Here is a 12435-nt window from a genome sequence, read left to right as displayed (position 1 = left end):
CACAAATGTCATTTCTATATACTAGACTTATTCCAATACTCATTGAAGAGCTTGAAAAGCTTTGATGAGCAAATAATTGTCTTATAAGAACTCTTTTTTTGGTTATAAGTGCCATTTCTAAGTATTAAGTGCAATTTCTATTGAAATTCAATATGAACGTTTTATATTTTTTATAGAGTTATCTGAAACTGGATTTGAGCTTTATTTATAGCAACAATAACGCTAATACACTGACTGTCGTGCAGCGGTGGTCAATATTCCTGTTTTGCTGTACCACGAATACGTCACAAATAAAGTTCTCTGAATCCCACTTTGATAAAAATTGGAGATCAGATGAGTACTGAACAAGTCGTTAACCAAAAAACCACTATCGACTCTTGGCAACGCATTGCTACTGAATTATTGAGTGAAGCTGGCATTAAAATTAATGGCTCCCGCCCTTTCGATATCCAGGTACACAACCCCCATTTCTTTAAACGAGTGCTACAACACGGCTCAATAGGATTAGGTGAAAGCTATATGGATGGTTGGTGGGATTGCGAGCGTTTAGATATATTTTTCCAATATGTCTTACGCCATAAACTCGATAAAAAAATACCTCACAATTTCAGTGATACACTGAAAATTGCTGTCGCACGTGTTCGCAATTTACAAACCCTAAAACGTGCTCGTATTGTTGGAAAAGAACATTACGACCTCGGAAATGACTTGTTTTCCCTGATGCTCGACCCTTATATGCAATATTCTTGTGGCTACTGGAAAGGTTTAGAAACGGTTCCTGAAAACCTTCCTCTCGCGCAAGAACAAAAATTAAATTTAATCTGCGAAAAACTGCAATTAAAACCCGGTATGCGATTACTTGATATCGGCTGTGGCTGGGGGGGACTCGCTGCCTATGCAGCAAAAAACTTTGGGGTTTCTGTTACGGGTGTCACTATTTCCGCTGAGCAACAAAAATATGCTCAAGCTCGCTGTGCAGGCTTAGATGTTGATATTAAATTAGAAGATTATCGGAATCTTAACGACCAATTTGACCGTATTGTCTCTGTAGGTATGTTTGAGCATGTCGGCCCTAAAAATTATGCGACTTACTTTGATGTTATTCAACGCAACCTAAAAGCTAACGGTTTGTTTTTACTTCACACCATTGGTTCTAATCAAAATAAAGTGAATGTTGACCCATGGACTAATAAATATATTTTTCCAAACGGCTGCCTACCTTCTGTGCAAAATATTGGCGAAGCCAGCGAAGGCAAACTGGTCATGGAGGATTGGCATAATTTTGGTGCTGATTATGACCATACTCTCATGGCATGGTATTCCCGTTTTCAAGCCGCTTGGCCTGAGCTCGAACATAATTATACGCCTCGTTTCAAACGCATGTTTTCTTATTATTTAAATGCTTGCGCTGGTGCATTTAGAGCACGAGATATCCAATTATGGCAAATACTGTGGAGCCCACAAGGTGTGAGCGGTGGCCTGCGTGTTGCGCGCTAAATCTTAGCCCTGAACATGGTCTTCAACAGATAAAAAGCAGCTAAATGAACCTTACTGGCTATTTGAAGAATCAATGCGCTCTATTCAACCATTGCTCAATAGCCTGTAAGCCTTGCTGTATATCATTTTTCAGTTGAGTATCCGCCATTGGCTGCTGCTCTAATAATGCACAGCTTTGTACTGCACTTTGCATTCCTAAACTAGCACAACTGCTTTTTAACTGGTGAGCAAGGCGTTTTATTTGTTCTGTGTTATTTTCTGCTCGTGCAATATCAATTTGGTCGATTAGCGGCAGGGAATGCTGTTTAAAAATACTCACCCATTCACGAATTTTTGAGAGCCCCATTAATTCAGCATCACTAATAAGCTGTTGCAAATCTACAAATTTTTCCTGAACACTAGAATCGGACAACGTATACTCACCGCCTGAAATATATTTAACGATCAACTGGTTTAACCTATCTCTTGGTACTGGTTTTTGAATGATACCGCGAAAAACTTGACTCGTCCGTTGGTGCAATGTTTCATCAATCACATGAGCACTAAAACCAATCAAAACCAATGCGGGGTAGGCTTTCGCTATTTGTTTAGCCAAGGTGATCCCATCGATATCAGGTAAACCAAAATCCACCAATGCTGCCGTAAATTTTTGCCCAGTTTGTAAAGCAGCTAATGCTTCGGCCGCAGAACCAACGATGGTTACCTGTGCCCCACTGCGGGTTAACATTTCTCCACTTATTTTCTGAGTCAATGGGTTGTCTTCTATGAGTAATAAATGTACGCCTCGCATGTCTGATGGTAGATCCGCCGATTTACTAACTGGATGCGAGGCGATAGATAACGGTAATGTTAAACGAAAACAGCTTCCACTCCCTAACTGGCTACTAACCGTCAGTTCACCGCCCATCGCTTGTGCTAAACTTGCACTAATTGTCAGCCCAAGCCCTGTTCCACCCCGCTGGCTATCGACTTGCACAAATGGCTTAAAAATATCAGTAAATCGCGAGTTATCAATGCCACACCCGGTGTCTTCCACTTCAATAAACCAATATTTGCCATAACGGCAACTACGCAAAGTAATCCGCCCCTGCTGAGTGAAACGTAGTGCATTACTGAGTAAATTCGTGATAATTTGCCGGATCCGGAGCGGGTCCCCTTGTAAGGCAGTAGGTAAATCATCTGCAATATCAGCAACTAACTGAATGGCATGATTTTTATTACTGGCATTCATTAAATACAAGGTACTTTCCAATAATGGCTTGGGCTCGAAAGGTTCCTCATTGATAGAAACATTTTGTCCCCCTGCTTCAATAGCAGAGTAATCCAAAATGTCATTTAAAATAGCTAATAAGGATTCACCTGAATCCGTAATTGCATATAAATCATCATGATATTGATTAAGCGCTTTATTTTCTAATAGCAATTGCGCTGTCCCCAAAATTCCATAAAGTGGCGTGCGAATTTCATGGCTCATTGCCGCCAAAAATGCCGATTTTGCCTGATTGGCTTTTTCTGCTTCAGCGCGAGCTTTGCGGTGCTCAACAACCATCACCCGCAGTTCTGCCGTTCTCACTTTGACTTGGTCCGCTAGTTGTTCACGCTGATTATTTAAAGCATGGACACTCGCACGAAATGCATCCATTAAACGGCCAATCGTATCAAGCTCTTTCACGCCTGCGGTTTCAGGAAATGCAGAGTCAATATCGCCCTCAAGCAAGCGCTGAAGCGCTTGGGTTTGCTGTGCCAACGGCTTTGTCACTAAGCGGTAAACCACTCGCCAAAGGATCAAAATCAATGAGAGTAATGAAACAATACTTAATGCTAACAACCAATTTTGCCCCCGTTCACTGGCTTGTTTAAGTTGCCCCAATGCGGTTTGGTTACGAAGTTCAATGATGTCAACTAATTGAGCTACTTCACTACTAAAACGTGCAAATTGGTCAATATTATTTTGCGATAAAATCTGTAAACGAGTTGTGATGTCGTTATCTTGGCGATACAACGTAATTAACTCGGTATAACGCTTAACGCTATTTAAGGCATTTTCTACCTGGCTTCTCACGGCAGGGTCTTCAATATATTTTTGCCGACGTTGTAAGATTTTGACTGCAGAATTCAGCTGATTTTCTAATTCTGCCATATTACGATTGGGTTGGTTTGAACCTAAATTAAGTACCATTTGCTGTACGCGCATAGCGCTTAATCGCAGCTCATTCATTTGGCTAGCATATTCAAGATCAATATCAATAAGTTGATCAAGGGCTTGCTGTGCTTGTTCCCCTTGTTTTCGCTCGATTAGGTCATAAATACTCACCTGCGTTGCACCAGCGGAGGTCGCTGCATTATTGGCTTGGCCATGCGCTTTTTGGGCGATATCACCCGCCGCAGCGATGATATGTTGCCTTAACTGTTGTTGCTCAGTGCGCAGTTTTAACCGCTGGCCAACTAATTCACCTTGTTGGCTTAATGATTGAGCGATTTCTTTTTCTTGTTGTTCTATATCTTGTGTGTTGAAGCCTTGTTCCCGTAATGTTTTCAGCAAATTAGTGATTTTAAGGCTTTGTGCCGTTAACATCCGTCCTTGCGCTAACCAAATACTTTCGCTATCTGCATTGGTGAGATTCTGCGCAGAAAATAGCTCCCAAGCACTTGCTTCACTCAATTGCCTTGCCATATTCATGGTTGGAATCAAAGCCTCGGTATTGGCCTGTTCAACTTGGCTAACAAAACGTAAGTTGTACCACCCCACAAGGGTGCTGATAAAGGTCAATACTGCCATCAGCGCAAAGCCCATCCACAATCGTCTAGTTAGTGATAAATTCACGGTTTAGTTAGCCTAAAAATTAAAATGGTTGAGTTAACTGCAAGAAAGCATTTAGGATAAAGGTTTCTGGTTTGTGAGGCTATCATGCGTGTATTGATTTTACTACTGTTCACATTTTACTCATTACTGAGCCTAGCAATGGCGCAGAATAGTTCACTCATTCAGTGGAGTGATACACTACACTTTACCTCCCAACCACATAATCCCATTACCGCTACAAAAACATGGAAATTGTGTGCGCTTTATCCTAGCTTAAAAGATTCTTATTGGTTATCAATTAATTATGGTATGCAAAAAGCAGCCAAAAGCTATAGTATTGACCTAAATGTATTAGAAGCTGGCGGATATAACCAGCTAGCCACTCAGCAAAAGCAAATTACGCAATGCCAACAGTGGGGAGCAGATGCCATTTTACTGGGCAGTAGCACTACAGCCTTTCCAAACCTGAGCCAACTGGTAGGAAATACGCCTGTCATTGAAGTCATCAACGCGACACACGATAAAACAGTTAAAACCCGCGTGGGTGTACCTTGGTTTCAAATGGGCTATCAGCCGGGACGCTATTTAGTGCAATGGAGCCAAGGTAAGCCATTGAAAGTGTTACTTATGCCTGGGCCATTAAATGCTGGCGGTAGCCTTGAAATGGAACAAGGATTCAGAGAGGCTATTGCGGGTAGCCATGTACAAATTGTGGATGTTGCACAAGGGGATAACGACATTGAAGTTCAACGCAATTTATTACATGAAATGCTAGAGCGTAGCCCAGATATTGATGTCGTCGTTGGCACAGCTATCGCCGCTGAAGCCGCAATGGGTGAAGGCCGTAACTTAACAAAACCATTGAATATTGTTTCTTTTTACTTATCACATCAAGTCTATCGCGGCTTAAAAAGAGGCCGAATAATTATGGCAGCTAGCGACCAAATGGTTTGGCAAGGTGAGCTAGTCATTGAACAAGCCATCAAAGTATTACAAAAGCAGCCAGTTCCAAACAATATAAGCCCGCCAATTTTAGTGCTTACTCAACAAAATGCAGATAGTGAACACTTACGTAATTCATTATCTCCAGGAGGATTTAGGCCCGTATATCAGTATACATCGGCGGCTAAAAAATAACCTTCACCATGCTGAGTCACTAATAAATCAGCATTAATCTTGTGGCGTAAACGGCGAATAAGTACATCTACCGTGCGTAAATCAGGGTGATCAACTCGACGGGCTGATAACATACGTAAAAGACGTTCTCGGGTTAGAATCTCCCGTGGGTTTGTAACAAAAGCCACTAGCATTTCATATTCAGCACGAGTGAGTTTGATTGCTTGATGCTTAAATTCGAGCGTATGCATCGAAACATTTAGGCAATAGCCAGCGAACTGATAGCAATTATCTTGAGAAACAACCTGGGTTTGTGATGGTTTAGCAAGATCAATTCGCCAAAGTAAATTTTTGACACGAACAACGAGCTCCCTGAGTTCCAAAGGTTTAGTAACGTAATCATCTGCTCCCATTTCTAAACCCACAATACGGTCAATTTGGTCACAACGGCCTGTGACTAAAATAATTCCTACTGTAAAACGCTCACGTAGCGCCCTTGTTAACATTAACCCATTTTCATCCGGTAAATTAATATCCAACAGAATCAAGTCAACTACTTGCTGATCCATAATTTCGCGTAAACCTGCACCATTCCCCGTAACAGAAACACGATATCCTTCTTGCTCAAAGTAAGCCTGTAAACGCGCCTGAGTAACGGGTTCGTCTTCAACAACCACAATATGATGTGATGTCATTGATATACTCTCTTCTGTTCATATCTGTTCATATTTACCCATATCTTGCCGTAAGCTGTTCATCCTGACTAGTACCGCTATTCATATTAACTCAATAAGATCGCCTGTATTAAACCATATAATTACAGGGGCTATTATGCGGAAACTCTGGAGAGCGTTGCGAAAACCAAGTGCTCGTTGGTCAATGCTTACGTTAATCGTTGTCGGGATTGCAGTGGGTGTTGCGTTAATCGTTGTACCCCATGTTGGGATGAAAGTGACTAGCACCACCGAGTTTTGTGTCAGTTGCCATAGCATGGAACCCGTTTACGAAGAATATAAGCAATCCGTGCATTTCCAAAATGCCTCTGGGGTACGTGCAGAATGCCATGACTGCCATATTCCCTCCGACCTTCCAGGCATGATTAAACGGAAACTCGAAGCAAGCAATGATATTTATCAAACATTTATTGCTCATTCGATAGATACCCCTGAAAAATTTGAAGCCAAACGCGCCGAACTTGCAGAACGTGAATGGGCTCGCATGAAAGAGAACAATTCGGCCACTTGCCGCTCTTGTCATGATTACGACTCGATGGATCACGCCAAGCAAAATCCAGAAGCGGCTCGCCAGATGCAAATCGCTGCGAAAGAGAATCAATCCTGCATTGACTGCCACAAAGGAATTGCCCACCAATTACCTGATATGAGCAGCGGTTTTCGTAAACAATTCGATGAGCTGCGCGCGAAAGCAAATAGTGATTCAGATATTCTGTATTCACTTGATATTAAACCTATTTATGCAAATAAAGGGGATAAAGACCCTGCTGGTTCGTTACTTCCTGCCTCAGAGGTGAAAGTCCTAAAACGTGATGGCGATTGGCTACAAGTTGAAATCACTGGGTGGACAGAAACTGATGGCCGCCAACGAGTCCTATCCGAATTCCCTGGTAAACGAATTTTCGTTGCTTCTATACGCGGTGATGTTCAAGAAAATGTGAAAAATTTAGAGAGTACCGTCGTCGCTGCAACAGATACCTCATGGAGCAAATTGCAAGCGACCGCCTGGATGCAGCAAGGCGATATGGTCAATGATATCAAACCGATATGGGCTTATGCAGACTCTTTATATAACGGCTCCTGTAATCAATGCCATGGCGCGCCAGATATTGCTCACTTTGATGCTAACGGTTGGATAGGCACATTAAACGGTATGATTGGCTTTACCAGTTTAGATAAGCGAGAAGAGCGCACCTTACTGAAATACTTACAAATGAATGCATCTGATACCGCAGGATCTTCACACGGTGATAACGGAGTACAGAATGAAAAATAATCCAACTTTTCAAGCTTCTCGTCGACGCTTTTTGTTCCAGCTTGGCGGGCTCACTGTTGCGGGTATGTTAGGCCCTTCCCTCTTAACACCACGTAAGGCTAGCGCTGCAACGGCTGGTGAACAAACTGCGGTGGTACAAGAAGGCATTCTGACAGGGTCGCACTGGGGTGCAATCCGCGCTACTGTGGTTGATGGTCGCTTTATCGAAGCCAAGCCCTTTGAACACGATAAATTTCCATCCAAAATGATTGCAGGGTTACCTGACCATGTTCATGGTACTGCCCGTATTCGTTATCCAATGGTACGTGTTGATTGGCTACGTAAACGCCATTTAAGTGATACCTCACAACGAGGTGATAACCGCTTCGTACGTGTTTCTTGGGATGAAGCCCTTGATTTGTTCTATCAAGAATTAGAACGTGTTCAAACAACCTATGGACCAAGTGGATTACTCACTGCAAATGGTTGGCAATCGACAGGGATGCTTCACAACGCTTCAGGTATGTTAGCTCGCGCCATTGCGCTGCATGGCAATAGTGTCAGTACTGGCGGAGATTACTCAACAGGGGCTGCACAAGTAATTTTACCTCGAGTTGTTGGGTCGATGGAGGTTTATGAACAACAAACCTCTTGGCCGTTAGTCCTCAAAAATAGTAAAACCATTGTGTTGTGGGGCTCTGACCTGATTAAAAATCAACAAGCTAACTGGTGGTGCCCTGATCATGACGTTTATGAATATTATGAACAATTGAAAGAAAAAGCCGCTAACGGTGAGATAAAAGTCATCAGTATTGACCCTATAATCACCTCAACGCATGATTACCTTGGGCGTGCCAATGTTCAACATATTGCGATTAACCCGCAAGCGGATGTACCACTACAATTAGCCATCGCCCACACGCTTTACATTGAAGACTTACATGATAAAACCTTCTTAAAAGAATATTGTGTCGGTTTCGAGCAATTTGTTCCCTACTTAATGGGAAAAACGGATGGGCAACCCAAAGATGCACAATGGGCAGCTGAAATTTGTGGTATTGATGCCGATACAATCCAAGCTTTAGCTCGCCAAATGGCAGCAGATCGCACCCAAATCATTGCAGGTTGGTGCGTTCAACGCATGCAACATGGTGAACAATGGTCATGGATGATTGTTGTTTTAGCTGCGATGTTAGGTCAAATTGGCTTACCGGGTGGAGGATTTGGCTTCGGTTGGCACTACAATGGAGCAGGAACCCCTAGCCGTCAGGGAATTATTTTAAGTGGTTTTTCTGGCTCAACTAAAGTGCCCCCCATTCATGATAACAATGACTACAAAGGCTACAGCAGCACCATTCCTATTGCTCGTTTTATTGATGCGATTTTAGAGCCCGGAAAAACAATCAACTGGAATGGTAAAGCGGTTAAATTACCGCCACTAAAAATGTGCGTATTTGCCGGAACCAATCCATTCCACCGCCACCAACAAATTAACCGTATTATTGAAGGTTGGCGCAAGCTTGAAACGGTTGTTTCTATCGATAATCAATGGACATCCACTTGCCGCTTTGCCGATATCGTATTACCGGCAACCACGCAATTTGAACGTAATGACCTTGACCAATACGGTAACCATTCAAATCGTGGCATTATTGCAATGAAACAACTCGTTGAACCGCAATTTGAGTCACGCAATGACTTCGATATTTTACGCGACCTATGCCGCCGTTTTGGTCGTGAAGAAGCCTTTACTGAAGGTTTGGACGAAATGGGCTGGCTAAAACGTATTTGGCAAGAAGGCAGCCAGCAGGGGAAAGGCCGTGGTATTCATCTACCCTCCTTCGATGTCTTCTGGGAAAAAGACGGTTATGTAGAATTTGAGCATCCACAAATGTTTGTTCGTCATCAAGCATTTAGAGAAGATCCCGACTTAGAACCATTAGGAACACCGAGTGGTTTAATTGAAATTTACTCAAAAACTATTGCCGACATGCAATATGATGATTGCCAAGGCCACCCAATGTGGTTCGAAAAAGCAGAACGCTCTCATGGTGGTCCAGGTTCAAAAAAATGGCCATTACATTTGCAATCTGCACATCCCGATTTTCGCTTACACTCACAACTGTGCGAGTCCCCTGTATTACGTCAATATTATTCCGTTAGTGGCAAAGAACCGGTCTTTATTAGTCCTCAAGATGCGAAAGCTAGGGGTATACAAAATGGTGATATCGTTCGCGTTTTCAACGACCGAGGGCAAGTGTTAGCGGGAGCCGTGGTTTCAGACCTATACACAAAAGGCGTTGCCCGTATCCATGAGGGAGCTTGGTATGACCCGACTAAGGGCGGAGAAATCAATGCGCTGTGCAAATACGGAAACCCAAACGTATTGACGCTTGATATTGGAACCTCTCAATTAGCGCAAGCCACCAGCGCACATACAACCTTAGTAGAGATAGAAAAATATACAGGACAAGTGGATAACGTGAATGCATTCGATGGGCCAATTGAAATGGTTGCTCAGTGTGAATATGTTCCTGCATCACAGGTGAATAAATGACAAAACAAAGCACTTTTGCACCAGAACGAATAGCGTGTATTTATGCATGGCTAGCACAATTGTTCTCACGTGAACTAGATAGTGCAACATTAGTGCAACTTCAATCTAGCGAGATGATGGATTGGTTTACGACTGTCGAGCAGGAACCCGTTCTAACTTTGCCAATTCAAGCAGTTAAAACAAAAGTCCAAGCGCTAATAATGCGAAATGATGCACAACTCGAATTAGCCGCCGACTTCTGTAGCTTATTTTTAATGTCTGATAAGCAATCAGCTTTACCTTACGCCTCAGTTTATCCAAACTGTGAGCAAGGTAATGAACAAATTAAGTACTTATTAGCCGAGGCTGGAATGGAAACTAATGAGGCATTTAGAGAGCCTTCTGATCATATTTCAATTTTTTTAGAGCTATTAAGTCACTTACATTTTTCATTAAATGAAGCCCATTTGGACCAAGAAAAAGTAAGGCAATTGCGCCTAAAAACCTTGTCACTTTTACTGCAATGGCTACCAATATTTAGCCAAAATTGCCAACGGTATGATGAGTTTGGTTTTTATGCCGCTTTGAGTCAACTGTCGTTAGCACTAGTTCAATGGGATAAGCAAACCTAGTAGATGCCATTTAAATAATTTATATATTATTCAACTATTATTAAATAAAGGGATATTGATAAATAATATCCCTTTTAAATCTGAGTCATAACACCTGAGTTACTGTAAAGAAATAAGTTTTTCACGGCTCAACCCAGTGCTTTTCATTATTATCTCGATACTAACTCCTTGCTCCAAAAGATTCCGTGCAGTTGCTATATTTGCCTCTTCTTTGCCTTTTTTAAATCCCTCTTGCAACCCTTCTTGCCGTCCTTTATCTTGCAATCGTTGCGCAATATTCATGATTGTCTCCTTATGCTTTTCTGTTTGTTCACCTAAAACTTGAATAACTTGTTCAAAATTATGGGAGTCCAAGGCAATAAACAAATAATTTAGGATAGTTATGATGTCGTTATCACTATTATAATGTTTATTGAGTGCCTTCGCCAAGAGAGGGAGTACTTGTTGGAATTCATCCCGAAGACGAGTAATCCAGTACTGAAAGGTTAGGTGCTAATATAGTACCTAACCTTTGTTTTCAATGTATTATGTGAATGTTCATGTGCTGATGGTAAATCAAGGGGCACCAATGGCACATGTACATTTCATGTATATTTCATGTAATTCTCGTGGTTATTATATTTGGCAAAAGTCATATGTAGGAAAGCTAATTCGATTTGACTTGAGAACTAGAGATCTACAGATCGCTCATAAACGTTCAAAAATTCTACTTAGTACTTTTCATCGATTAAAAAAAGAATGTATTGATTTTGATGAGATAAGGGGACATTTAATGAATGAGCGAGATATGTTCATCGAAGAAGAGATCCATTTAGAGGCAAACTACATTTATTGGATTAATAGCGGGAATTTGCCTAATAGACAGCAGAATGATAGCCGCTTTCAAGCTAAAGGACATAAAATTAGCCAAATTGCTGATGAATGGTATACCGAAATGAAATCTGAATGGAGGCCATTAACATTTAAAAGTAATAAAGCAGCGGTTGATTACTTAATTAGCCTATATGGTGATACTGATATTGAGTCATTTGACAAATCAAAGGTAGCTAGTTTTAAAAATTCCTTAAAGAATAAGTATAATTCTGAATTTTCTAGTCAATCCATGTTTAAAAAAGTATCAGCTCTTTTTAGCTTTGCTGCCGGTAAAAGAGATTATATTTCTAAAAATCCTTTTAGTGGTATGGGATATAAAAAAATTAAAAAAGTTAACCCAAAAATCTCAGTTTCTTGTGAATCACACAAAAAAGCACTTGAGCTTATAGAACATAAATCTCATTTTTGGTGGCTTTTGCAGGTACTATATTATACAGGTATGAGGGTGACAGAATGTATACAGCTAACAGAACTAGATTATATATACATTATAGATAAGGAGAAAAAGATTGCTTGTATAAGTGTAAATGATAAGAATAGTAAGAGAATTAAAAATTCAAGTAGTATAAGAAATATACCAATTCATAAAGATTTACTTCAAAATGGAATTATGGATGTTAAACCTGTATTTCCATGGAAAGTTCATAATTCAGTATCAAATGCTGTAGCAAATCTATTTAAAAAGATTAATGAAAAACATAGTCCACATGATTATCGATATGCCATGAGTGATAGGCTAAGAGATATATCAGACCTTCCAGATCATGTGAGGTTTAATATATTAGGGCATAGTAGTAAAACTATTACTGATAGAATATATCGAGGGAAAGAGCCTATTTTACTGATGAAAGAAGCAATTGACCGAACTTAGCCATGTTGTTCCAACATAGCTAAGTTTTTACCATCAGCACATGAACATTCACATAATACATTGAAAACAAAGGTTAGGTACTATATTAGCACCTAACCTTTCAGTACTGGATTACTCG

At 41.0% G+C, this 12435-nt stretch carries 9 protein-coding genes; 6 read left to right on the top strand and 3 right to left on the bottom strand.

What is annotated here, in order from left to right; translation table 11 throughout:
• The first annotated feature begins 333 nt into the window (after positions 1-333).
• The gene (gene cfa / locus ACU696_RS07865; RefSeq protein WP_109912732.1) at positions 334-1497 is read left to right on the top strand and encodes a cyclopropane fatty acyl phospholipid synthase; all 1164 of its coding nucleotides are present in this window, start codon (positions 334-336) and stop codon (positions 1495-1497) included.
• A gap of 70 nt (positions 1498-1567) precedes the next feature.
• Here the strand turns inward: cfa and torS are convergent, their stop codons facing one another.
• Positions 1568-4321 (bottom strand): TMAO reductase system sensor histidine kinase/response regulator TorS, encoded by a 2754-nt coding sequence (gene torS / locus ACU696_RS07860; RefSeq protein WP_196723735.1) that lies wholly within the window; start codon positions 4319-4321, stop codon positions 1568-1570.
• 93 nt (positions 4322-4414) lie between these two features.
• On the opposite strand from torS, the gene torT reads away from it, so the two are divergent.
• A complete protein-coding gene (torT, locus tag ACU696_RS07855; RefSeq protein ID WP_414602275.1) occupies positions 4415-5437 on the top strand; it encodes a TMAO reductase system periplasmic protein TorT in 1023 nt (340 codons plus the stop codon).
• On the opposite strand, the gene torR is transcribed toward torT, so the two are convergent.
• Complete coding sequence (gene torR / locus ACU696_RS07850; RefSeq protein WP_004913440.1) at positions 5410-6111, bottom strand: two-component system response regulator TorR; 702 nt, start codon at positions 6109-6111, stop codon at positions 5410-5412. The genes torT and torR overlap by 28 nt on opposite strands.
• A 136-nt stretch (positions 6112-6247) precedes the next feature.
• Between torR and torC the strand changes: the two genes are divergently transcribed.
• The 3 genes from torC to torD are packed head-to-tail and all read left to right on the top strand — an operon-like array spanning position 6248 to position 10573.
• A complete protein-coding gene (torC, locus tag ACU696_RS07845) occupies positions 6248-7426 on the top strand; it encodes a pentaheme c-type cytochrome TorC (RefSeq protein WP_036958495.1) in 1179 nt (392 codons plus the stop codon).
• The gene (gene torA / locus ACU696_RS07840; RefSeq protein ID WP_109912735.1) at positions 7416-9962 is read left to right on the top strand and encodes a trimethylamine-N-oxide reductase TorA; all 2547 of its coding nucleotides are present in this window, start codon (positions 7416-7418) and stop codon (positions 9960-9962) included. Before torC ends, torA begins: the two co-directional genes overlap by 11 nt.
• Positions 9959-10573, top strand: coding sequence for a molecular chaperone TorD (torD, locus tag ACU696_RS07835; RefSeq protein WP_196723736.1), 615 nt, complete (start codon positions 9959-9961; stop codon positions 10571-10573). Before torA ends, torD begins: the two co-directional genes overlap by 4 nt.
• A gap of 99 nt (positions 10574-10672) precedes the next feature.
• Here torD and ACU696_RS07830 read toward each other — a convergent pair whose 3' ends face one another.
• Positions 10673-10855, bottom strand: a complete 183-nt coding sequence (locus tag ACU696_RS07830) for a hypothetical protein (protein WP_245211128.1) — start codon at positions 10853-10855, stop codon at positions 10673-10675.
• A 286-nt stretch (positions 10856-11141) separates the two neighbouring features.
• Between ACU696_RS07830 and ACU696_RS07825 the strand changes: the two genes are divergently transcribed.
• Positions 11142-12317 (top strand): tyrosine-type recombinase/integrase, encoded by a 1176-nt coding sequence (locus tag ACU696_RS07825; RefSeq protein ID WP_209101917.1) that lies wholly within the window; start codon positions 11142-11144, stop codon positions 12315-12317.
• The last annotated feature ends 118 nt before the right edge of the window (positions 12318-12435 follow it).

This window comes from Providencia sp. PROV_01 (genome assembly GCF_053098325.1).
Note: the sequence above shows the minus strand (reverse complement) of the source record. Positions and strands in the feature narration are given on the sequence as shown.

Coding starts and splice junctions, on each gene's coding strand:
- cfa (WP_109912732.1), top strand. CDS start 334: ATGAGTACTGAACAAGTCGTTAACCAAAAAACCACTATCGACTCTTGG.
- torR (WP_004913440.1), bottom strand. CDS start 6,111: ATGACATCACATCATATTGTGGTTGTTGAAGACGAACCCGTTACTCAG.
- torC (WP_036958495.1), top strand. CDS start 6,248: ATGCGGAAACTCTGGAGAGCGTTGCGAAAACCAAGTGCTCGTTGGTCA.
- torA (WP_109912735.1), top strand. CDS start 7,416: ATGAAAAATAATCCAACTTTTCAAGCTTCTCGTCGACGCTTTTTGTTC.
- torD (WP_196723736.1), top strand. CDS start 9,959: ATGACAAAACAAAGCACTTTTGCACCAGAACGAATAGCGTGTATTTAT.
- ACU696_RS07830 (WP_245211128.1), bottom strand. CDS start 10,855: ATGAATATTGCGCAACGATTGCAAGATAAAGGACGGCAAGAAGGGTTG.
- ACU696_RS07825 (WP_209101917.1), top strand. CDS start 11,142: ATGGCACATGTACATTTCATGTATATTTCATGTAATTCTCGTGGTTAT.